This is a genomic window from Carnobacterium sp. TMP28 (assembly GCF_047553015.1).
Taxonomy (GTDB): domain Bacteria; phylum Bacillota; class Bacilli; order Lactobacillales; family Carnobacteriaceae; genus Carnobacterium_A.
On sequence record NZ_CP180212.1, the window covers coordinates 1,655,116 to 1,679,497 of the forward strand.

Annotated in this window: 21 protein-coding genes and 1 riboswitch; of the genes, 6 read left to right on the forward strand and 15 right to left on the reverse strand. The window is 34.7% G+C overall.

The features are described from left to right. Positions 1-64: 64 nt before the first annotated feature. The 6 genes from ACMHYH_RS07815 to ACMHYH_RS07840 all read right to left on the reverse strand — a co-directional run bounded on the left by ACMHYH_RS07815 (position 65) and on the right by ACMHYH_RS07840 (position 7,932). A complete protein-coding gene (locus ACMHYH_RS07815) occupies positions 65-391 on the reverse strand; it encodes an MGMT family protein (protein WP_414838845.1) in 327 nt (108 codons plus the stop codon). 178 nt (positions 392-569) lie between these two features. Beyond that, positions 570-2,033, reverse strand: coding sequence for an NCS2 family permease (locus ACMHYH_RS07820; protein ID WP_414838846.1), 1,464 nt, complete (start codon positions 2,031-2,033; stop codon positions 570-572). Positions 2,034-2,200: 167 nt separating this feature from the next. Continuing rightward, a riboswitch (purine riboswitch) is annotated at positions 2,201-2,300 on the reverse strand. A 540-nt stretch (positions 2,301-2,840) separates the two neighbouring features. Beyond that, positions 2,841-3,872, reverse strand: coding sequence for a LacI family DNA-binding transcriptional regulator (locus tag ACMHYH_RS07825; protein WP_414838847.1), 1,032 nt, complete (start codon positions 3,870-3,872; stop codon positions 2,841-2,843). Positions 3,873-3,945: 73 nt separating this feature from the next. After that, entirely contained in the window at positions 3,946-4,950 is a 1,005-nt protein-coding gene (locus tag ACMHYH_RS07830) for an aldose epimerase family protein (protein ID WP_414838848.1), read from the reverse strand. Beyond that, a complete protein-coding gene (gene pgmB, locus ACMHYH_RS07835) occupies positions 4,937-5,608 on the reverse strand; it encodes a beta-phosphoglucomutase (protein WP_414838849.1) in 672 nt (223 codons plus the stop codon). Before pgmB ends, ACMHYH_RS07830 begins: the two co-directional genes overlap by 14 nt. Positions 5,609-5,640: 32 nt before the next feature. Beyond that, positions 5,641-7,932, reverse strand: a complete 2,292-nt coding sequence (locus tag ACMHYH_RS07840) for a glycoside hydrolase family 65 protein (protein ID WP_414838850.1) — start codon at positions 7,930-7,932, stop codon at positions 5,641-5,643. Positions 7,933-8,199: 267 nt separating this feature from the next. Between ACMHYH_RS07840 and ACMHYH_RS07845 the strand changes: the two genes are divergently transcribed. Continuing rightward, on the forward strand, positions 8,200-9,864 hold the full coding sequence (locus tag ACMHYH_RS07845) for a PTS transporter subunit IIBC (RefSeq protein ID WP_414838851.1): 1,665 nt from the start codon (positions 8,200-8,202) through the stop codon (positions 9,862-9,864). A 4-nt stretch (positions 9,865-9,868) separates the two neighbouring features. Then, positions 9,869-10,687 (forward strand): endonuclease/exonuclease/phosphatase family protein, encoded by an 819-nt coding sequence (locus tag ACMHYH_RS07850; protein WP_414838852.1) that lies wholly within the window; start codon positions 9,869-9,871, stop codon positions 10,685-10,687. Positions 10,688-10,782: 95 nt separating this feature from the next. Here ACMHYH_RS07850 and gorA read toward each other — a convergent pair whose 3' ends face one another. The 9 genes from gorA to ACMHYH_RS07895 form a co-directional block, all read right to left on the reverse strand. Further along, positions 10,783-12,135 (reverse strand): glutathione-disulfide reductase, encoded by a 1,353-nt coding sequence (gorA, locus tag ACMHYH_RS07855; protein ID WP_414838853.1) that lies wholly within the window; start codon positions 12,133-12,135, stop codon positions 10,783-10,785. 156 nt (positions 12,136-12,291) lie between these two features. Then, positions 12,292-13,629, reverse strand: a complete 1,338-nt coding sequence (locus ACMHYH_RS07860) for a uracil-xanthine permease family protein (protein ID WP_414838854.1) — start codon at positions 13,627-13,629, stop codon at positions 12,292-12,294. 64 nt (positions 13,630-13,693) lie between these two features. Further along, complete coding sequence (locus ACMHYH_RS07865) at positions 13,694-14,998, reverse strand: glycosyltransferase (RefSeq protein WP_414838855.1); 1,305 nt, start codon at positions 14,996-14,998, stop codon at positions 13,694-13,696. Then, positions 14,988-17,030, reverse strand: a complete 2,043-nt coding sequence (locus tag ACMHYH_RS07870; protein WP_414838856.1) for a glycosyltransferase family 4 protein — start codon at positions 17,028-17,030, stop codon at positions 14,988-14,990. Before ACMHYH_RS07870 ends, ACMHYH_RS07865 begins: the two co-directional genes overlap by 11 nt. A gap of 233 nt (positions 17,031-17,263) precedes the next feature. Continuing rightward, a complete protein-coding gene (locus ACMHYH_RS07875; protein ID WP_414838857.1) occupies positions 17,264-17,815 on the reverse strand; it encodes a nucleoside deaminase in 552 nt (183 codons plus the stop codon). Positions 17,816-17,855: 40 nt separating this feature from the next. After that, complete coding sequence (locus ACMHYH_RS07880) at positions 17,856-18,800, reverse strand: DMT family transporter (RefSeq protein ID WP_414838858.1); 945 nt, start codon at positions 18,798-18,800, stop codon at positions 17,856-17,858. A gap of 23 nt (positions 18,801-18,823) precedes the next feature. Beyond that, positions 18,824-19,717: an NTP transferase domain-containing protein gene (locus tag ACMHYH_RS07885; protein WP_414838859.1), complete on the reverse strand. Its 894-nt coding sequence runs from the start codon at positions 19,715-19,717 to the stop codon at positions 18,824-18,826. A gap of 23 nt (positions 19,718-19,740) precedes the next feature. Beyond that, a complete protein-coding gene (locus ACMHYH_RS07890) occupies positions 19,741-20,661 on the reverse strand; it encodes a phosphotransferase (protein WP_414838860.1) in 921 nt (306 codons plus the stop codon). A 23-nt stretch (positions 20,662-20,684) separates the two neighbouring features. Beyond that, complete coding sequence (locus ACMHYH_RS07895; protein ID WP_414838861.1) at positions 20,685-21,548, reverse strand: LicD family protein; 864 nt, start codon at positions 21,546-21,548, stop codon at positions 20,685-20,687. A gap of 243 nt (positions 21,549-21,791) precedes the next feature. On the opposite strand from ACMHYH_RS07895, the gene ACMHYH_RS07900 reads away from it, so the two are divergent. The 4 genes from ACMHYH_RS07900 to ACMHYH_RS07915 all read left to right on the forward strand — a co-directional run bounded on the left by ACMHYH_RS07900 (position 21,792) and on the right by ACMHYH_RS07915 (position 24,366). Next, complete coding sequence (locus tag ACMHYH_RS07900) at positions 21,792-22,367, forward strand: chromate transporter (RefSeq protein ID WP_414838862.1); 576 nt, start codon at positions 21,792-21,794, stop codon at positions 22,365-22,367. 1 nt (position 22,368) lies between these two features. Continuing rightward, a complete protein-coding gene (locus ACMHYH_RS07905) occupies positions 22,369-22,941 on the forward strand; it encodes a chromate transporter (protein WP_414838863.1) in 573 nt (190 codons plus the stop codon). 204 nt (positions 22,942-23,145) lie between these two features. Next, complete coding sequence (locus ACMHYH_RS07910) at positions 23,146-23,574, forward strand: GNAT family N-acetyltransferase (RefSeq protein WP_414838864.1); 429 nt, start codon at positions 23,146-23,148, stop codon at positions 23,572-23,574. A gap of 84 nt (positions 23,575-23,658) precedes the next feature. Continuing rightward, a complete protein-coding gene (locus tag ACMHYH_RS07915; protein ID WP_414838865.1) occupies positions 23,659-24,366 on the forward strand; it encodes an MgtC/SapB family protein in 708 nt (235 codons plus the stop codon). Positions 24,367-24,382: the final 16 nt, after the last annotated feature.

The following is a 24,382-nucleotide window of genomic DNA, read 5'->3' on the forward strand; positions in this document are numbered from 1 at the left end:
TATAATTAGCAAAGCAAAGATTTAAACAAAACTGATGAACTATTTTAAAAAAAGTAGTTCGTTATCAGCAAGTGTCTTCTTCTTTTTCTGGCTGATACCGATAGATAAGTAAATCTATCTTCCCATTCTTCATTAAGTGAATTCCTTCAGCATTTAACTTTTCTTTTTGGGTGAATCTTCCTTCTTCATCTTTTAATCCAATCTCACCCTTTGCATTTATAACTCGATGCCAAGGAAGATTCTCCTTTTTACTCATTGCATGTAAGAGTCGAACAACTTGTCTTGCTCCTCTTTTGTTGCCAGCTAGTTCTGCAATTTGTCCATACGTCATTACTTTTCCAGTTGGGATATTTTTCATTACTGCTATCGCTTTTTCAGTGAATGGTGTCATTTTTTCACTCCTTTCTTTTAAAAAGGTTTGCTTCTTTCTTTTAGTGTAACAGGTTCCAATAATAATAGTGGTCCTTTATTTCCATGTTCTACTCTATTTAGTGTTTTTATAAGAAGAAACAAAAAAATAGTCTCTTATCCTCCATAATGAAAGATAAGAGACTACCATTAACTCTTCGTTAAATAAATGCTAGGACTATAAAGTTTAAGATAAATAGGCCTGTCGAAATCCATAAGACTGGATGAATTTCATTGGCTTTCTTTTTGACTACTTTAACGATGACATAAAAGATAAAACCAGCAGCAATTCCGTAAGAAATACTATACGCTAGTCCCATAAAAACGGAAGTGAAAAATGCAGGAATGGCTTCTTCTAAATCATTCCATTGTATTTCAAGCAGTGAAGACATCATCATGATACCAACAATAACCAATGACGCTGCTGTTGCTTGTGGGGGCACAATAGCAATCACTGATGAAAACAAACTAGATAATAAGAATAAAATAGCCACCACTACACTAGTTAAACCCGTTCGACCACCTGCTCCGATTCCAGCAGCACTCTCAACAAAGGTTGTCGTGTTTGATGTACCAAAAATCGCTCCGACTGACGTTGCAATCGCATCTGCAAACAACGCTTTATCCATTTTAGATTTGACACCTGATCCACTCTCTAAAGCTAACTCGTCTTCTGTAGTAAAAATACCTGTTTTACGACCCGTTCCAATAAATGTTCCGATTGTATCGAAAATATCTGATAGACTAAAAGCAAAAATAGTCATCAAAACTAAGGGTAAACGAGAAGCATCTGAGAATAATGAAACCATCCCATTCGCACCAAACGCTGCACCAAATGTAATTTGTAATTCTGAAATGGCATTTCCCAGAGAGTTGTCTGGATTAGAAATAGCAGATAAATCAACGATACCCATTGGAATACCAATCAAAGTTGTAGCAATAATACCAATTAAAATAGCACCACGAACATTTGATACTACGAGAATCACTGTAATGATTAAGCCAATTAAGGCTAGCAGTGTTCCTTTATCCGTAAAATTAACTAAGCCAGGAATAATGCCACCATCCGTTACTACGCTAGCGATACCACCTGTATATGTTGCTTCTGTCGCGTTAAAAGCCGTGTTGTTAATGGATTGAATATTTGGACTTTCTGAAGTGAACTGTAAAAACCCTGCATTTTTAATACCGATGTAAGCAACAAAAATCCCAATTCCTCCACCAATCGCATTTTGAATCAGTTCAGGAATAGACTTGATAATCATTTTTCTTATTTTTGTGACTGTTATTAGAATATTGAAAATACCACAGATGAAAACCATCGCTAAAGCTTCTTGCCATGAAAAACCTAAAGCGAAAACAACTGTATACGTAAAGAAAGCATTTAACCCCATCCCTGGAGCTTGTGCGTAGGGGACATTTGCAAATAGTCCCATAACTAAGGTTCCAATCGCTGAAGCAATTAGAGTAGCAAGAAAAACGGCTTGAGTAGGCATGCCGGTTAAAGATAGTATTGCAGGATTAACAAATATAATATAAGACATTGCAAAAAATGTTGTAATTCCAGCTATAACTTCAGTTGTAACCGTTGTTCCATTTTCTTTTAGTTTGAAAAAATTTTCCACTTTTTATTCCCACCTTATTTATAGTTACAAAGAAGTACAAGAACGCATTCTTTTCTAATTTAATCAGTGTGGCTATTAGGCAATTTATTTTGGTTTACTAACCATAAACGCAAAAAAACAGTTGATTTTCCATCAACCGTACAATCCTAACTATTTTGGGACAGCAAAAAAAGCAGCTTTCCCCTAATAGTCGGATCATTTACGGTGTCCGGTAGAAACTTAAAGCCCATATCGCTTAATTATATTAGAGTGTATTTCTTCGTCTTCACTTATTATAGAATAAAAGATTGGTTATTACAATATTTTTATTAACAATATTTGTAAATAATGATTAAATGTTCGTGTTTATTTCACGGATTTTTAGTTGCTCTACTATAAAAAATAAATGACGTCTTTAAGATTATTCAACTATTTACCTAAAACGTTTTTCTTTTATTTATACATTCATTAAGACTATTTTTTCTTTTATTTTTATGATTTATTTGAAAGTTATCCACTGATTTTTGTGGACAACTCTTCTTTTTTTATTTAACTTTTTTTAAAAATACTATTATAGCTAGATTAATAGTTTTACAGCTTTTTATTAACAGGTTGTGCACAAAGTTATCCACAGGTTGTGTGTAACTATTTTTAGTGTTTTTTTATTCATTCTAGCCTTTTTATTATTCTATCGTCTACTCTTTTATTTTTTACTTTATTAATCAGCAAGTAAAAAAATAAGTCTGCTCAAATAAAGCCTGATTCCCTAAGTAAATAAGTGCAAGATAGCTTTTAACTAGCTTACACTTATTTTAAAAAAAGATTAAACTAGTATATGAATTCATTCAACTTACATGATTTCCGTTCAATAATTTCATGTGGCAGAATAACTTTAATAGCTAAATTTTGTTTGCCTTCAATAAGATCTATCAATTTTTCTACTACTTGTTCACTCAGATAAGCCACGTGTAAATCAATTGAAGTTAATGGTGGTTGGACTATCTCTGCAAAAACAGAATTATTAAAGCTAATAATGGATACATCCTCAGGGATACGTAAATTGAATTCTTTAAGCAGATAAATTAATTCCATTGCAATTAAATCATCCCCTGCTACTACTGCAGTTGGGTGTTGTTCTGAAATAAACAATTCTTTTATTTTTTCTTTTTGATTAGGAGATGCCATTTTCTCTTCTAAAATATACGTCGGATTGACCTCAATTCCTTTTAATAAAAGAGCTTCTTTATACCCTACTAATCTTTCTGCAGACATCATTTGATCAGCATGTTTATTGATATACGCTATTTTTTTATGTTTTAAAGCTAATAAGTAATCGGTCGCATCCCTACCGGCTAGTTTGTTGTCATTGTCGACATAAACAATTTCATTTTCATACTCATAAGGCTTGCCAATCATAGCGTAAAAGAGTTTTTCCTGATGCAAATACTCAATAATTTTATCTTTTTTTTTAGAATAAAGAACAATAAAACCGTCAGCTCTACCACCTTTAGCCATTATTTGAATACTTTCAAGCAATTCTTCTTGTGTTGTGCCTGAAGCTAAGGCTACCATATAGTTGTTTTCATTGCAGGCTTTGCTAATCCCACGAATCATTTCTAAGAAAAAGGGATTTTTAAACACTGTCCCATCAGAAACAGGCAAAATTACGCCAATCGTTCGCATATTTTTACTTACAAGCCCTCTTGCTGCTAGATTTGGTTGATAGCCTAGTTCTTCCATTACAGAACGAACCTTTTTTTTAGTCTTCTCGCTGATACTTGAATGATTTTGAATCGTACGTGAAACAGTTGAGGTAGCTACACCTGCTTTTTTCGCAACATCTTTAATTGTAATAGCCAAAACTCCCACATCCTTATAGTTGATCCCTGTTTTCTCTTATCATAGGGTATAATCTGCAGACTGACAAGTTCCTTTAAACAGAGAAATGATAACTTGTTTGAGAAGAATGAGGTTTATCCGGCTCAAGAATTATAGATTGAAACTGTCGATGATGAACAGCATCAGGCAATTCTTGCATTTCTAACGCTAGCCCTAGATGACTACACATTTTTTTACCATTAACGAGGTAATCTTCTTCCATTCCAGTAGTAGAAAATACAACAACGGACTCTCGTGTTGTTTCAATTTCTAATTTTCGACCACTCTCTTGTTCCGTCAACACGACTTTGCCCTCTTGCAACTTAAACGGTGTATCATACCCTTTAGGATTTTTTTTCAAAGCTTTTTGTAAGGAAGTCGGCTGTGTGAAATCATAGGCTGTATCCTTAACTGCTAATAGACGACCTGTGGGACATTTTTCGTCATCTATTTCAGCATAAACCTCACTAGATATCTGAAGTTGATGCGTTTCTATTGTGCGCTTGGTCTCTCCACTTAGATTAAAATAGGTATGATTAGTTGGATTGAATAGTGTTCGTTCATCCGTCTGGGCTTCTATAGTCATTATCCACGTTTGATTATTTGTCCAAAAGTAGGTTACTGTTGTGACTAGATTACCAGGATAACCGTTTTCGCCAGCTGGACTACGATGACTGAATTGTATGCCTACTGTATCTGCTTGATTTGTTATTTCTTTTGTTTCCCAGAGAAGATGGCTGAAGTTGGGTTCTCCACCATGAATGTGGTGCTTTCCTTCATTTAGCGTTAGTTGGTGATCTAGCCATTGTCCCTTTCGAATTCTTCCCGCAACCCGGCCAATCAATGCTCCAAAATAAGTAGGGTACGTAAGATAATCCGATAACTGGTCAAAACTAAGTACAACATTTTCTAGACTTTTATTTTTATCAGGAACTAAAATAGCTGTAACAATCGCTCCATAATTTAAACATTTAAATGTAGCTCCTTGATTATTCACTAAGTGATATTCGATAACTTCTTGATCTTTTATCCAACCATAATGTCGTTTAATTAATTTCACAGCATTCAGTCCAAATCGTTTTTATTAAGTCTACCGTTAGCTCATTGGTTGTTTTTATTACTTTATCTGCAGCATGTAAGACTTCTTTATCGCCAACAGCAATTGAAACCATATTTGCACGGTTAATCGACTCAACACCCGCTGCTGCATCTTCAATCCCAACACACTCACTAACAGAACAGCCTAACTGTTCTGCAGCTTTTTGAAAAATTTCAGGATCGGGTTTACCCGCAGATAACTCAGCTGGATTTACAATCGTATCGAATAAGTCATACAAACCTAATTTCTTTAAAATAGCTGGTCCATTTTGACTAGCGGATGCTAATCCCAGTAAAAAATGGTTAGTTTTTAAATCAATTAATAATGCTTCAATGCCCGGTAAACTATCAGAAGCACTCATTTGCTCTATCATCTGATTGTATGCTTCATTTTTGCTAGCGGCTAACCTTTCTTTTTCAGCTAACGTAACGGTATTTTCTAACTGGCCTCTTTTTAAAATGAGTTCCAGTGAGTCTGTACGACTCACTCCTTTTAATTGTTCGTTAAATTCTTCATCTAGTTCCATTCCTAATTTTTTGGCTAAAGACTTCCACGCTAAAAAGTGATAGCCTGCTGTATCTGTAATAATTCCATCTAAATCAAATAAGACAGCCTTCATTTTTATCTCTCCTTTTTATCCTATTTCTTATTTTATTTTTTTAAAGATCCGTTATACCTATCTACTAATAAAATTTGTTCCTCGTACAGTGTTAATTCAATCGGTGACCCTTTAACGAGAGTGATGGTCACTCCATTAGCCGTATTGTCTATTTTGATTTTTAATAGACGCTTGCGGTAATTAATATGGAATTCGTAATTCGTCCAGTTCTCCGGTAACAGTGGCGCAAAAGATATTTTCTCCCCTGCTGTACGCATCCCAGCGAAACCTTCAACAATTGTCAACCAACTACCGGTCATGGATGTAATGTGCAACCCGTCTTCTGTATCATTGTTGTAATTATCTAAGTCCAAACGAGCGGTTTGACTATACAAGTCAACAGCCTTAGCGACCTTTTTTAAGTCAGCTGCTAAAATAGCATGGATACTCGGTGAAAGACTTGATTCGTGAACAGTCAATGGCTCGTAAAAATCAAAGTTACGCTGCTTTTCTGCTACTGTAAATTCTTCTTTAAAGAAATAGATCCCTTGTAGCACATCTGCTTGTTTAATATAAGGTGAACGTAGAATTTTATCCCAAGACCAATTCTGGCTTAAAGGCAATTCTGCCGGATCTAACTCTGAAACAGGGCGAAGCTCTTTATCTAAAAATGTATCGTGTTGAACAAAAATCTCTGTTTTTTCATCATACGGAAAGTACATTTTATCAATAATCGCTTGCCATTTCTTACTTTCTTCTTCTCCTATAGCTAAAGCTCTTCTTTTATTTTCTGCTTTTTTTAATGAAGACAATGTGTACTTTAACGTCCAAACAGCTATTTTATTTGTGTACCAATTGTTATTTACATTATTTTCATACTCATTAGGACCTGTTACACCATGCATCATGTATTGTTCTTTATCTTGGTTGTAATGAACTCGATCAGCCCAGAAGCGACTGATACCAACTAAAACATCCAATCCTTTATCCATTAAATAACTTTCATCACCCGTATAATTTGTATAATTATAAATCGCGTAAGCCATTGCTCCATTGCGATGAATTTCTTCAAAGGTAATTTCCCATTCATTGTGGCACTCTACGCCTGTAAATGTCACCATTGGATAGAGTGCACCCTTCAAACCTTGTTGACGCGCATTGTGTTCTGCTTGAGGCAACTGATTGTGGCGATAATTCAATAAATTTTTTGAAACTTTTTGATCTGTCAGTGCTAAATACAACGGAATGGCATACGCTTCTGTATCCCAGTAAGTTGCTCCACCGTATTTTTCACCGGTAAACCCTTTAGGACCAATATTTAGACGCTCATCTTCCCCGTAGTACGTTGAAAATAATTGAAATAAATTGTATCGAATGCCTTGTTGCGCTGCCGGATCCCCACCTATGACAACGTCAGCTTTATCCCAACGCTCTTGCCAAAGAGCCATATGTTGCTGACGCAGTTGTTCAAATGAATGTTCTGCAACAGACTCACTTAGTTGCATACTTCGTTTTGTAACGTCCTCTTTCAAACTATCACGAGAAGTTGTTAAAGTAATTAATTTTTCAATCGTTACTGACTCATTAGCTTTTACTTTACCAGAATATTCTTGGACAACAGACATCTCTGTTGTACTAGAGCGACTATATTCAAGATTTTCGACACGGTTTAACATCGTTGCAGCTACAGTGAATTGCTCTATTTCAAAGTCATTTGGTTTGGTTTCAACGGTCAGGCTGTTTTCTGTAGTAGAAATTGGCAGCCAAAATTTTTCTTCATAATTTGAATCTTCATTTACTACATTTCCATCTAAAGTGGGTGAAAAACCAATCGTGACTTCTCCAGTCAAACCAGTTGCTTTCATACGAATAGCGCAAAGTTCTTTTTGAGCTAAGCTGACAAATCTTTCGACTTCGATATGAACACGATTACCAGATTTTTCAACTGTGTAACTGCGGGATAAAATTCCTTTTTGCATATCTAAAGACAGCTCAAATTCTGAGATAGAATCTTCGTATAAATCTACTCGTTCTCCATCTATATAAACATCCAATTGAATAAAGTTGATTGAATTGATAACTTTACCAAAGTATTCAGGATACCCGTTTTTCCACCAACCAACACGCGTCTTGTCAGGATACCACACCCCTGCAAGGTAACTCCCTTGATGATGATCTCCAGAATAGGTTTCTTCAAAATTGCCTCGCATACCCATATAGCCATTTCCGATACTCGTTAAACTTTCTTGTAAGCGACGGTCTTTTTTTTCCAACGTATGTGTTTTTATCTTCCACTCATCTAATTCAAATAAACGTTTCACTGTTCTAGTTCCTCCTTGAGCCATATATGGTTATCGGCTGGTTAAATTGATAGTCTCATCTTAAGCGCAAACGTTTGCGTTGTCAAACTCATTTTCTCTTGTTTTTAATTTTTTTTTAAATAACTTCATTATAGAAGAAAGTCTTCTAATTATTTTTTATTGATTCTGTTACCGTTAACAGTTTTTTCGGTAGCGAAATCGTTTGCATTTTATTTAGTATCTGATTATACTAAGAGCAAGCGTTTGCGCAGACGCGATTGATGAACAAACTACAAGGAGTTGGAATAAGAAATGAAGAAAAAATTCTCATTTGATTTTTGGCAAAAACTAGGTAAAGCATTAATGGTGGTCATCGCTGTTATGCCTGCAGCTGGTTTAATGATCAGTGTCGGTAAAATGATTGTTATGTTTGGTGGAGATAGTCAATTATTGTCAGTTATCGGTAGTGTGATGGAAAGCTTGGGATGGGGTGTAATAGGAAACTTACATATTCTATTTGCTGTAGCTATTGGTGGTTCTTGGGCTAAAGAACGTGCTGGCGGAGCTTTTGCTGCTATTTTAGCGTTTATTTTAATTAACGTAACGACTGGTTCTATTTTTGGAGTTTCTTCTGATATGTTAGTAACACAAGGAGCAACAACTAAAACATTATTTGGTTCAGAAATTTTAGTCAATGGTTACTTCACTTCTGTATTAGGATCACCCGCTCTAAATATGGGCGTATTTGTAGGAATTATTTCTGGTTTTGTCGGAGCTATTGTTTTTAATAAATATTATAATTATCGTAAATTACCTGAAGCACTTTCATTCTTCAACGGAAAACGTTTCGTCCCATTTGTTGTTATCTTATGGTCTGTCCTTGTTTCTCTTGTATTAGCTGTTTTTTGGCCAATTATTCAAACAGGAATCAATAACTTTGGTCAATGGATTGCTACTTCCGCTGACACTGCACCTATACTGGCTCCATTTATCTACGGAACATTAGAGCGCTTGTTATTGCCATTCGGATTGCACCATATGTTAACTATTCCAATTAATTACACTGCTTTAGGTGGAACGTACACTATTCTAACGGGTGCAAATGTAGGAACTCAAGTATTTGGTCAAGATCCACTTTGGTTAGCTTGGGTTAGTGATTTAGTAAACTTAAAAGAATCTGGCGACACAACTGCTTATCAAGCTCTATTAACAGGTATTACTCCTGCTCGTTTCAAAGTTGGTCAAATGATTGGCGCAACTGGAACGCTTATGGGTGTAGCTTTTGCTATGTACCGTAGAACAGATGTAGAAAAACGCAGAAAATATAAATCTATTTTCTTTTCTGCTGCTATTGCTGTTTTCTTAACCGGCGTAACTGAACCACTTGAATTTATGTTCATGTTCGCTGCACCTTTACTTTATGTTGTCTATGCTGTTATTCAAGGATTTTCATTTGCATTAGCTGATGTGATTCCATTACGTGTTCACTCATTCGGGAACCTAGAATTCTTAACTCGTGTCCCAATGTCTCTTAACGCCGGTTTAGCATGGGATGTTGTTAACTTTGTCTTAAGTAGTATTGCGTTCTTTGCTATTGCTTACTTTATTTCTTATTACATGATTGGCCGTTTCAAGATTGCTACTCCAGGACGTTTAGGAAATTATATTGACGAAGAATCTATTACTGATAAAGAAACTAGTGACGTTTCAACTAACTCTGGAAAACTTGAAGCAGCATCAAAACAAGTCACAGATATTATTGCCTTGTTAGGCGGTCCATCAAATATTACGGACGTTGACGCTTGTATGACGCGCCTTCGTGTGAGCGTAAAAGACCCTGATCTAGTTGGTGATGAAGTTGCTTGGAAAAAAGCAGGTGCTTTAGGACTTATTAAAAAAGGCCAAGGAATCCAAGCTGTCTATGGACCAAAAGCAGATGTTTTAAAATCAGATATTCAAGATGCTTTAGGAATATAAGGTATTGAGACTCTTGACCTTAAACACACATAGTTGGTTAGAAGAACAACCACAAATAAAATTAAGCCTTCTTGTTGAGGCTATTTTATCAAATCAATTTGATATCATAGCTTTTCAAGAAGTTAATCAATCGATGAAAGAATCTGTAATTGATTTATCAAGCACATCTACCTATTGCCCTACGAATTCTACTATCCAAATCAAAAGAGATAACTTTGCTTACCAGGTTCAACAAAAACTAGAACAGATGGGATTAACCTATCATTGGACGTGGCAGCCTTCTCACGTTGGATACGATATTTATGATGAAGGCTTAGCCTTTTTAAGTCTTGAGCCTATTCAAGAACTTAAGACATTTTATGCTTCTAAAAGCTTAGCATATACTAATCATAAAACTCGTTCGATAGTTGGGATGCAAGTTGGAAATAGTTGGTATATTAATCTTCATTTAGGTTGGTGGCACGACGAAGAGGACACGTTTAAAGAACAATGGGCTGTGTGCTCTACTTTTTTTGAATCATTAACAGGTCCTATTTATTTGATGGGAGATTTTAATAATCCTTCGCAATCAACAGATGAAGGATATGACTTAGTTAGCAAAGAATGGTTTGATACTTTTTTATTGGCAACTAAACGAGATGGTGGAAATACTGTTGAAAGTAACATCGATGGTTGGTCTGCTAACACAGAAAAACTACGGTTAGATTTTATTTTTACAAATAAAGCAATTCCTGTTAAACAATCAGAAGTTATTTTTAATGGTTTAAATTATCCTGTTATTTCAGATCACTATGGTGTCAGTATCGAACTAGTTCAAGAATAACTATCCATTCAATAAAAAAATCTTCATTCACAAACCCTAATAGGAGTTGTGAATGAAGATTTTTTATTTTATAAGCGTTGTTTTTATTAAACGACTTATTTCATTGTTACGAACTCTTCAGCACCAGTTGGGTGAATAGCTACTGTAGCATCAAAATCAGCTTTAGTCGCTCCCATTTTAATGGCAACGGCGAAGCCTTGCAGCATCTCGTCCATCCCTGCTCCCATTCCATGTAAGCCAACAATCTTTTCTTCAGGTCCACAACAAACTAATTTCATATACGTCTTTTGTCTATTTTTAGTAATAGAACTATGCATCGCTGTAAAACGCGCTTCGTACGTCTTTATTTGTGCTACACCAAACTTATCAATCGCTTGTTCTTCCGTCATACCCACTGTTCCAATTGGCGGATGACTAAAAACAACTGTTGGAACATTATCAAAATTTAAATGCGCCAACGGTTTGTGATTAAACAAACGCTCAGATAATTGTCTCCCTGCTGCAATAGCAACTGGCGTTAATTCGATGCGCCCGGTGACATCCCCAACTGCATAAATCCCTTTAGCTGTCGTATTTTGGAACTCGTCCACGCGAATGTATCCACCATCATTCACTTTTACATCTGTTAGAGATAAATCTAAATTTTGTGTATTGGGTTCACGTCCTATTGCCCAAATAATTGTATCTGTTTCATGAGTTGTTCCGTCCTCTAAATAAAGAGTCAAACTGCCATTCTCATTTTTCTCAACTTTTTTTGGCGTCGCATGAGTGTGCAACTCAGCACCTTCACGCTCCATTGTTTCAAGAAGTCCTTCAACGATAATAGAATCAAAATTACGTAGAGGAGCATGTTGACGAACAAATAAATGTGTATCAGAACCTAAACCGTGTAGTACACCTGCTAATTCAACAGCTATATACCCTGCACCTACAATCGCTACTCGTTCAGGTAATTCGGTTAACTCAAAAAAACCATCTGAGTCTATGCCATATTCAGCGCCTGGGATTGCTGGGAATTCTGGCTTTCCACCTGTTGCAATTAAAATATGATCTGCAGTATATCTTTTCCCGTTTACTTCAACTGTTTGATTATCTAAAAACTTGGCGTACCCATTTATTAAATCTACGTTATTGCTATCTAATCCATTCTTATAACTCCCGTGTAGTCTTTCAATAAACGTTTCTCTGTTTTTGACTAACTTAGAAAAATTCAATTTTTTAGTAGGAATATCAATGCCATAGTCAGGAGCATATAAATTCATTTCATCCATCATTTGGGCTCCGTGCCACATAATTTTTTTAGGAACGCATCCTACATTAACGCATGTTCCACCAATAACATTTCCCTCAATCAGTAAACCTTTAGCACCATGCATTCCTGCACGATTAATAGAAGCTATTCCGCCACTTCCGCCACCGATAGCGATATAATCATATTTTTCAACCATTTTATCTCCTACTTTCTTTCTAGTGCTTAGTCTAGTATAAGTAATTCTCTAATAAAAAGAAAGAAGAAAGGGTTAGACGTTTTTATTCATTCTTACAAATAAAAACAGATAAAACCTTTTTCTTCTTTTAAGATCCTATTTAATCCATTGATACCCTTACTTTTGAGGGCTTGTTTGTTCTTTAGGTAAAATAACATTTAAACTTAGTGCCGCTAAACAAGCAATCACTATAGCAGATTCTCCAAATAATGTTGCTAAAAAGCTAGGTAAGGCAACCATTGCACCTGGAACTTGAGTTAACCCTAAGCCAAATACTAGCGAAAGACCAACAATCACTTTTGACCGATCTGTTAGAGGCTCTGATGTTAAAATACTAATCCCTGTTAACGTTATTTGAGAAAAGATAATAATAGAAGCACCACCAATAACTGCTTGAGGTAAAGTAGATAACATTGCGCCAAATTTAGGAATCAACCCAGCTGCAATCAAAAAGACTGAACCCACAGCAACAATATAGCGACTCATCATTTTAGTAAATGAAATCATCCCAACATTTTGACTAAAAGATGTATTTGCTAGAGAATTAAACATCGCTGCTAAAGAAGAGGTAATCCCATTTGCTAAGATTGCTCCGGATAATTCTTTATCTGTTGGTTCTCTGTCTGATCCGCCCATTGTTATCGCTGTGACATCTCCGACTGTTTCCACAGCTGTTACGACAAACATAATCAACATTGGGGCAATTGCTCCCCATTTGAAGACTAATGGAAAGTAAAATGGTTGAGGCAGTGAAAACCAAGAAGCTTGATTAATAGCTCCAAACTCTACCATATTTAAAAATAGTGTCGCTATATAGCCAATAATAATAGCAATTAAAATAGAAGACGTTTTGGCCATTCCTTTTCCAAATTGATTTAAAAGTAAAACTAAAAACATGACAAATAATGAAACCAGCCAGTTTTTTCCAGATCCAAATGTTGGCGAGCCACTTCCACCAGCCATTGCTGTTATTCCTGTTGGCAATAATGATAAGCCGATCGTCAATACTACCGTTCCTGTTACAACTTTTGGAAAAAAACGTCTCAAGGGTGTGATGAAAAATCCTAGTCCTGCACAAAAAAGTCCACCAACAAATGTTGCTCCTAATAAGCCGGAAATCCCGTAGCCACTTGCAATAGAAATATTTGTTGGTAAAAATCCAAAGCTACTTCCCATTACTACTGGAAGTTTTGAACCTACTCGCCAAATTGGGTAACACTGAATCAGTGTGGCTACTCCAGCCATAACCATAGCACTTTGCACTAATACAGTTAAATCTCTTCCCGAGATACCGACTACTTTTGCTACAATGATTGGAACAGCTATGTTACTCAAAAACATAGCAAAAATATGTTGCAAACCTAGTGGGACAGCTTCTCTTAAAGGAGGGATACCATCCACGTCGTACTTACTTCTATTAATTGGTTCATCTCTTTTCATTAAAAAATTTTTCACTAGATCCGCTCCTATCGTATGTGTTTAGCTAGCTTTCACTAGTTTATTTAGTTATAAGTTATTTTCAATCGTTTTTTAGTAACTGTTTGACAGCAAAATCAGGTCCTCTTTTTTTAGACAGTTCACTCCAATAGGTTAATTCTTTAGTTGATTGTGCAGCTAATCTTGAAAGAGCGGTTACTAAATCCTCTTCTGTAAAAGTATTGGGATTTAATATCTCTGCTAATTGTTTTTTTTCACAATCGTAGGCAATATTAAATTGGTCACTTGAAAAAGGAAAAATAATCATTGGTTTACCATAGTAGAGTGCTTCAGTAAATGTATTGCAACCACCGTGGAAAATAACGTTATCCATGTAAGGCATCAAAGCTTTTTGAGGAATAAACTCTTCGATAATCACTGAAGAAGAACGGTATTGTTTCAACTTTTCAGCATTGCTTCCAGCCGAAACAAGTAACAAAGCTGTAGGGTTCTGTTTTTTAACGCCTATTATTAACTTCTCTAGAACATCCACTCGATTAGATAAAAAAGTACCTAATGTAATTAAAATTTTAGTATTTTTAGTGTTTATCTTTTTTGACCACTCTTTATTTAGTGTTTCTTCTTCAAAACAATTGCCCATAAAAATCTTATTGGGTTGTTGTTGTTCGTCTTCAATCGCATCGAAATCAAAATAATTATACAAAATAGCTCTATCTGAAACTAAACTAAAGGCATTTTCTACTTTTTTACGATGGCTCTTATTTTCTTCTAACATCGTATTAAAAATTGTTGTAAATTCTTTTTGCGTGTTTTTAGAAACCTGTCTGAGCTCTTTCAGTTTCGTATTATCAACTGATATAACACTTGGCCAATTATTCGGAACGCCATACTGCTCGTTTTCTGATGGAATCGTTCTCGGGTGCGGCGGGCAAAATGTTACAAACGGCAAATCCAATACATATAATCCTAGCGTGACACCATATGAAAGGATATCAACTACATATAAATCGATTGCAAGTGATTCGTTAATGGTTTTTATTTTTGAAATAAGTTCTTCTGGTTTATAAAGCATATCTTTTTTTCGATGATTTGACTGTGTAATAAGCGTCTCGATTGCGCCTTTTCGTGTAGCTTCAAAAAATTCATCTAATCGGTCTTTTTCTGAATCAGGTTGATCTGTTATTTCAGCTTTTCCGACATTTTTATTTTTACTAATATCAATTTCATAAAAAGTTAAATTAGCTTGTTCCACTTGTTGCTTAAACTCTATGCTACATCCGAATGTTACGTCTTTTCCAAGCTTTTTAAAGCTCTTTGCAAGAACTAAAAGAGGAGTAAAATGAGAATAAAACGGTGGACTAATAAAAAAGATATGGTTAGTATTCATTTACTTTGCTCCTTTTTAAAGACAAATAAAACGACAGAAATTCTTTGGCTATTTTTTCCATAGAGAATCGTTCTTTGACTGTTTTTTCTCCAGCTAATTGAATTTCCTCAAAAGCTACTGGATTATTTTTCAACTCTTCAATAATCGTTTTTGTTTCTTCAGAAATAGAGTGCCAATTTGTGGTATCAATTAAAAATCCATTTACGCCATTTTCTATATAGCTTTTTACGCCGCCTCTTTCAGGTCCTATTACCAAGAATTTTTGCGACAAAGCTTCTAAAATAGCTATTCCAAATTCTTCCTTTTTACTAGAACAAAGATAAATTTGTGGGTACTGTTTTTGATGTTCCATAATTTTCTTTTCAATTAGTCGTATATTTTCATTTGACAGCGCACCAATATGATGAAATTGATCTTTCAGTTGTGAATGCTCAGAAAAATATTCTTCAAACGAATACACCATCTTCTTTTCATCTTTACTAGGATTTTCTAAATCTCCACCTATTACCAATAAGTTGTACACCTCTGAAATACTGGAATTTCCCCAAGCTTTTACTAATTCGTCTTGCGCTTTTTGCTGTTCTAATCTTCCAACATTTAGAATAATCGGTCTATCAAAAAAGCCTTTTTTAAATTTAATCTGTCTTAATTCATTGGGCTGATTCCCTTTTTCAGTTTTATTTTCAAAATCGCTATCTGCCTGTATGCCTTCACTTATCATCCAGATAGTCTCTTTTTTATCTTCCTTTACTAATTGTGGGAAATACAATTCTAATTCTTTTTTCACTTTGTCATTTCCTATTCCCACTATTTGATCACTTTCAGAAATCAGTTCATCACCTATCATAATCTTATTTACTTTTTGAACATACTCATTGAAAGAGTAGGCTTTTAATGTTCCATCCTTATTGGTCATGTTTCTATGAGGATCTGGTGTTAATGTAAAAACAAATTTCTTTTCTCTTTCTTTACTTAAGAGTGCTATTGCTTTAGATGCATTATCTAAATAACGAACATGAAAAATATCTGGTTCAATCCCAACTTTTTTAAGGAACCGGTCTACGGCTCTTTTTATAAAACGTTCTTTTTTCAAAAAAGGATCTTTATCTGTTGTGTCTATATAGATAGGGACTCTTATAAAAAGATGGTTACCTGAATAATAATTCATTATCGATTGATTGGTTGACCATTCATTCGTAATCGTTAAGGTCACAACGAGAGAAACTTTATCTGATTTAGATAGCTCATTTCCTAATGTTTTTAAAAAGATAGCAATCCCACCATTGTTTCCTTTGCCACTGTTTTCAAAATCACCATAAAACATTGATTGTAAAATCGTTAGTCCAGTTGTTTTAGCAACTTTTTCTTTATTGAGAATTGCTTTATAATCGCTAAACAACTTTTTGTTTTTTTGAAAAGGAATCAAGGCTGCTACTGCATTATGATCTAGATTTCCTAGTGAATAAAGTTCTATCAACAAATCGATGAGTTGAATGCTAATATTTATTGGGTAATCTTCTTTTAACCAGTCATAAATGGCTGCTTCATAACCGTCTACTTTAAAATGATAAAAATAATCGATTAGTATCGAAAAAACATCTAGTTGTTTTGAATAATTTGTTAATAAGTTCATGATTATTTCTTTATTCAATACATTTCTATTGCATTCAATACAACTGTCTATTAGCGCGAAAACCATTGATTCATTTAGCTTTTTTTGTGATAAGTAATAGCGGACTTTTCTATCGAAACCTTCTTCAGTAAGCATACGACAATTCTTGGTAAGGCTATTTACGATAAATCGATCTAAGTAATCGTCTTGGCCTAAATAAGAGAAAAGACCAAGCAAGTCGTTCTCCACTAGCTCTTTTTTTGTATCTAATGCCAAGCTATCTTTAATATCATCCAAGATTCGCTCTTCTTTTTCATCAAAACGGTGTTCCTCTTTATACTTTTCTAAAAAAAGTGAAGGAAAGGAACGGAGGGTATCTTCATTAAAATAATCCTCTCTTAATTGAGTAAACTTATTCATGGTGTACCACCTTTCTACAGGAAATCGTGTTCATTTTAGTTTATTTATGCATTTTTTATACCGTTTTAAACATGTATACTGGCTCATTTCAAACTAAACTGGTAGACAATATTATAACATAGTAAGCGTTAGCGAACTATTTTAATGAACTGACTTTGTCTATTAAGTTTACTTCCAATAAAAAAAGCTCCAACAAACTATAAAAATAGTTTGTTGGAACTTCTTATTTTTAATTAGCTTTTATTTTTTTCTACCCATAAATCCATCGGGTTTTCTTGTCCTTCTTCTAAAGGCATATTCTTCATAACTAACTTACGTTCTGCTCGATCTTTTTTGAAATCTTCATAAATCTCTTTAGAGATACTCATTCCGACTGCTGCTGCTTCATCGACTGAAGCACAATAGTAGCCTTTTTTAATTCCTGATATATACATAACTGATAAACACATTGGACAAGGTTCACCACTAGCGTACATCGTATAATCTGATAAATCAAGTGTCTTAAGTTCTGCTTGTGCTCTACGGATTGCTAGCATCTCTGCATGCCCACTGCTATCGTAAGTGTGGTGCAATTCGTTTACTCCTTCAGAGATAATCTCTCCGTCTTTAACTAGTACTGCTCCAAAAGGTGTTCCTCCACTACGAACATTTTCTAACGATAATTCAACGGCTCTATCCATGAATTTATCCATTGTATCAATCCTTTCTTCTCTATTTGATTTTTTGTATGAGTCAAACTCATTAACAATTAATCTTAATATAACGAGTTTTGATTGCTTAATCAAAGAATACGTTCTCAAAATATGTTCAACTCACTCTAGTTCATTAATTAAACGATTTTTTCTTGAATTTAAACATCTCACCCATATCTGCTGCCGCAGTAATTGAGCCACCTACAATAATTATTGCACAAACAATACTTCTCAAAGAGATTTCTTCGTTGAGTAGAACTGCTCCAAATACAATTGACCAAGCACAATAGGTAATATTTAAAGCCATCGCTTTAGAGGCACCAATTTTATTAATCGCTTTATAATAAAATAAATAAGACGTTGTACCAAACAATGCCGCTAACAGGATAATCCCTGCTGTTTGTGTAGGAATTAGTGATAAAGTAAACGACCAGCCTTTAACGAACGGTATAATAATCGCTCCATAAAAAACAGCAGAGGTTAACTGTCTTATTTGTAGAGCCAGGTGGTCACTGATTTCTTGAGCCTTTAATCCGTAAGCTATAATAACGGCTTCTGAAGCCCACCCGATAACACACATAAAAGCAAACAAGAATCCTATTACCGTATTATTTGTTTCGCTACCACCAGGCGTATAGCCTAATGCGATTACTCCTAAAATACTCACCGTTAATCCTGCTATTTGATACCCTTTCATTTTTTCTTTTAAAAAGATATAAGATAATAATGCCCCAACTCCTGGAAATAAGGCTGAGATGATTGCCGTATAGGCTGCACCGATATAGTTTATTGATAAAACATATCCCGTCATTCCGATAGGTCCACCAAGCAAGGCTGCTAGCACAATAATTTTTCCACTTCTTGTTTTTAATGCCGATAGTATTTTCTTCGACTCTTTTTTAATTCCCATATAAAACAGCATCCATAATGAAGAACACACATCATGGATAAATGTGCTGATAAATGGTGCTAATAAAATAGCTTGTTCAGTCGATACAAATGGTGTCATAACTAAAGCAATACCTAGTATGACGGTATCTAATCCCCAAAAAAAACCTGCTAATAAGCCATAAGCCATAGTTCATTCTCCTAAACGTTTTTTCATTCTTTATCTTTTTTCAACTTCTTCGTTTCGTAGATATAAGAATAGGTTTCATTTTTTATCAGACACTTAAAGCCCGTCGTTGCATCTTTTTCTTTTATCGGAGTAATCTTTAAGATCTCACTTTCTTTACAGTTTACTTGTTTAGAAATAGCTTCTAAAATTTTTGAACCAGTTGAATCGATGTAATCTGAATCGAACGTTCTCAGTTCGTCTAGCGTATCAAACTCAAAGATAATCTCTTTAGAATAGTGACGACTATAAAGATCTAGTTCATTGATATGATTAAGATAAATGCTTTCCCATAATAATGGAGGTGTCTCCGGTTTATCATAGACAGCTTCTAAAATGGCTACAAATGTATTGGAAAAAGAACGTGAAAAAAAGACATGTCCTAACATTACCCAACTATTTTTACCGCCTATTTTTAGATCTGTTATTAAACCAGTCGCATCCGTTTCGATACACCATTCACCGGTTTCTCCTCCTTCATACACTGAAGAATAATAAGCAGTTGAAACATAAGGCTCAAAAACGTTTTGGGTAAAATAATTATCTGCTGAACAGATATACGTATTGCTTAGTTTTTCTCTAACAGCGTAAAGTGTTGAGTGATTATTACGAGTAGCATAATCAGGATTTTCTACTACTGTCACTTGAAATTCTTCTACCAAATACTGAAACAATTCTTTTTTGAAACCTACTACAATTGTAATATCCTTAATTCCTGCTTCTTGTAATTGACGAATTTGTCGTTCAATTAAGACTTGTCCTTTAACTTTTACCAATGATTTTGGGTATTCATAGGAAATAGGCGCAAATCGAGAAGAAAGTCCTGCAGCCATAATAATCGCGTTCTCAACTTTAAGTAATGCCTGATCGTTTGTGCTCATTTTATTTCCCCCTGTTGTCTCACTTATTCCAAAGTAAGGTTAGTCTTTGAAAGGAGTTCGTCTACAACAATGGAATAATATTCTTTCGCATAATCGTATTGTTTTAGTGCATATTCACCAAAATCAACTCCTAAATCACTCTTATACTCACACCAGTTGCTCCAAAGTAACCCACCTATTGCCATGTAACAATAGATTTTGAGCCTTGTTTCCTCTGTACACTCACCGGAAAAATAACTATCAATCAGATAGTCTGTTTGTTCTCTATTGTACATAGAATAAATAGCAAACATTCCTACATCAAAATGAGGATCTTGCATCGCAGCATACTCCCAATCAATAACAAAAACGTCCTCTTCTACGAATAGAAAATTATCTGAAACAGAATCAATATGGGCCAATACAAAATTTTTCGGTAGTTGATTGACTAGCTTTTCTAAAGATAACACATTTTTCTTTACCTCTGCGTAATCTTTAAATACTGATGGTTTACCTTGCCTTAAGCTTTCATAAAACTCAATTTCCTCAAAAGGATTAAAGGTATGAGCAACTTTTAAATCACTATTATGAAATTCTCTTAACTTTTTCATACATTGTTGAACATCTTTTTGATCAAAGGGATCACTTACTCTTGCAGTCTCCCAAAATTCTGTTATCTTGATGCCGCTTTCATTCGAGATGTAAACAACATTGTCACTGATTTTTTTTCCTTTTAACACTCTATATACATCATACTCATTTGAGCGACTGATCAACTTATCTGTACCAGCACCAGGAATACGGATGATGTAACTTTTGTTTTTGACTTCAAACTTAAATGAATCATTTGTCATCCCTTTTTTTAGATACGTTATATTTTTTATTTCACTTGGTTGGATAGTCATCACATCAGCAATAACAGCGATAACTGCTTGATCTAATCCTTTTTCATTTGAATTCCCCATTTTTTTCTTCCCTTCTTATCTGTTTATTTTTGGGTATTAAAGTTGATTTCAATAATACCATGATGAGGTGCTTGCTCTTTTAGAGGTGGCATTGCCATATAATTGCCATAATTTTTCGTTAAGATTTCATCGTATGCTCTTGGTACTGGAAACATATGCCCTTCAAAATCCCACTCAATTGAATCATAAAAGAATGCTTTTTTTAAAACGAATGAGTCATACGTATTTTTACCTGTTGAGATACTCAATTCACCAACGTATTCTTCGTCTCTATCATTAAAGATGCACGCTAATTTTGTTATCAATCGATCGACATTCTTTTTTGGAACGCCTTTTAAAAGATAATACAGTGCTTTTTTAGCTATCCTTAAGCTGGTCTTCTTTTCGCTATTATTGACTCTCATAACCCGGCAATAATTCATTACTTTCAACTGATCTATTGCTATTCTTTGAGCCTTACCCTTTAGTGTTCCTGGACGCACGTGATCATATGGGAAAACATCAATAAAAAAGCCTTGATGCATCTCAACATCTTGCACAAGATTTTCAACATAGCGAGTCTTGTTTTTCCTTATTTTTGAGTATTGCGATTGAAACTTTTCATCCGTATGGTAATTTTGCAAAAAATAAGCTGCATCTAGTTCTTTGGGACTGATAGCTAAAAATCGGTCGTATTCTTCTCTCAACATGCAAACATCTATGTCGTCGTCCCAAGGAATGAAACCGTTGTGTCTAATCGCTCCAATTAATGTTCCTGAGAAGAGTTGATAGTGTATCCCATGCTTTTTACAGATTTGATCAAATTCTAGTAAGATTTCCAGCTGTACTTTTTGTGCTTCTTCTATTCGTACATCTAACCCAGGAAATTTAAGTTCGCTCTTTTGCATGAATTCACCGCCTTAATCATTGATTTACTTTATATTTTCTACTTTTGTTTTATTCTTGTTGAATGAGTAGAGTTGTTTCTTCTTATTATTCAGTATTCTGAATAAATTTGCAAATCCAACAACACTTTATCTTAACTTAACTGGTTGAGAAAGACTTTCTCAATTTTTTTCGCTACAAATTAGTCTTTATTTTAAGACAAATAGGGTACAATGGAGAGGACTAATTTTTTGAGGAGGGTTTCATTGAAGAAAGATAAAAAGTTTTATTGGACTCTATTTACTTCTACACTTACATTAAGTGCTTTTACATTTGGTGGTGGGTACGTAATCGTCCCTTTGATGCAAAAGCGATTTGTTAAAGACTTAAAATGGATTGAAGAAGAAGAAATGTTAGATTTAGTTGCTATAGGCCAATCTGCTCCTGGGCCGATTGCTGTAAATGCTTCTATTATTATAGGATATAGAATGGCTGGTATCCGTGGTGCACTTTTAACAACTTTGGGAACCATTCTACCTCCACTGTTTATTATCACTCTTGTGTCTTATTTTTATATTGCTTTTCGTGAAAATGCTGTTATTAACGCCTTGTTATTCGGTATGCAAGCGGGTGTTGCTGCTGTCATTGTTGACGTTGTGATTAACATGGGAACGACTGTTGTAAAAGATAAAAAATTGCTGCCTATCCTCGTGATGCTCCTTGCTTTTATTGCAACAGCACTCTTTCATGTTAATATTGTGCTCATTTTATTTATATCTGGAGCAATCGGTGCCTATACTACTTATCGCATAAACCTTCTTAATAAAAAGGAGGAAAGTTAATTTGATTTATTTACAGTTATTTTGGAGTTTTTTCCAAGTTGGGTTATTTAGTTTTGGTGGTGGATATGCTGCATTGCCACTTATTCAAGAACAAGTTCTTGACGTTCACCCTTGGCTCACTTCAACAGAATTTATTGATATCTTGACAATCTCACAAATGACTCCTGGGCCCATTGCCATTAATACTTCAACATTTGTTGGAACGAAAGTTGCTGGTTTACCTGGAGCAATCGTTGCTACCTTAGGATGTGTGACACCTTCTGCTATTATCGTGTTAACTTTAGCTACTCTTTATTACAAGTATAAAGGAATCAGTATGGTACAAGGTGTCATAAAAGGTCTCAGACCAGCCGTCGTTGCTCTAATTGCTTCTGCCGGGTTATCCATTTTATTGACTGCATTTTTTAATAAAGACAGCTTTCCAGTTAAAATAGAGAACTTAAGTTGGATTTCAGTTGGACTATTTGCTTTTTGTTTCGTTATCTTAAGAAAATTTAAATTAAACCCTATTTATATTATGTTATTTGCTGGAGTAATTGGCATCATTCTTCACTTGTTCACTCCATTTGCCTAATAAAAATAAGCAGCTTTTTTATCTCGTTGATTGAAAGCTGCTTATTTAATGTATAGATTGAGATAGTCGTTGGTGCTTTTTTTAGACTTCTTAAACGTAAGAACAATCGTTACGAGATTTAGTTGCTATCATATAGATTGACATCTATTTATATATTTGACAAACTGACAGTAACTTACGAAACAAAAGGAGGTTTTATCTAGAATGAAACTTTATATTGGGAATGATATTTGGAATAAAGCGGGTGCTTTTTACGTCCGACTGTCTGTTTTTGTATTAGAAAGACAAATGGAACTTGCTGAAGAATTTGACCAATTAGATACCTCAACAATTGATTATGCTGTCATATATGATCTTGAAAAGCCGATTTCGACAGGTAGATATGAATTACTCGATAGTGAAACTATTCGAATAGGACGAATCGCAACGTTAAAAGAGTATCGTGGACAGAAATTCGGTCGAACCATCATACAAGCTTTGGAAGATATCGGACGTGAAAAAGGCTGTATCAAAGCTTCCATTCATTCTGAACAAACGGCTGCTTCATTCTATGAGGAATTAAATTATAAAATTGTATCCGATGAATTTTATGAGAATAACGTTCCTTGTGTACGTTTAGAAAAAAAACTCTAAAGAGGTAGTTATCAGTCAACTAAATTTTTTCTATTCTAACTCTATTCTTTAAAATAGATACAGTCGAAAGGTCGGTGCTCAATTGTGTTTGACTTAGATTATTTAGAAATTATTGGCCGATTACTTGTAGCCGTATTATTTGGAGGCATTATTGGATACGAACGAGAAATTAAGGGGCACAACGCTGGGTTAAGAACTCATATCCTAGTTTGCGTAGGAGCTGCTCTCTTTTCCTTAGTCCAAATTCAAGCAACGTACACAACTATCGAACTAGCGATAGAAAATCCTGATTTACTACAGATTTTAAATACAGATGTAACCCGCTTACCTGCTCAGATTGTTAGTGGCATTGGTTTTCTAGGTGCTGGTACAATCATCGTAACTAAAAGAAGCGTTACCGGTTTAACAACTGCAGCTTCTATCTGGGCGACAGCTAGTTTAGGTATTGCAGTCGGGATGGGATATTACTTTATCGCTTTCTCAGGTTGCATTATTATCCTCTTAATCTTACTAGCGATTAGAAAAGTTTTTCGCGTACAAGATTATAAAACTCTTGAAGTTAGTTATTACAACCGAGAAGAAACAAAAAAAACGATTCAAGACTATTTTGATAAGCATAGCATTGTCGTAATTGACTTAGATTATTTGGTAGATTCATTTAAAGAAGATGAAGCAGTCTTTCTTGTTATTTATACATTAAGTATTCCTGATACATTCTCTTCCATAAAAGTGATAGAAGATTTATCTGACTTGAGTTCAGTAATCGGCATTAGAACGATTAAAGACGTGTAATAGTTAGACTAACTGT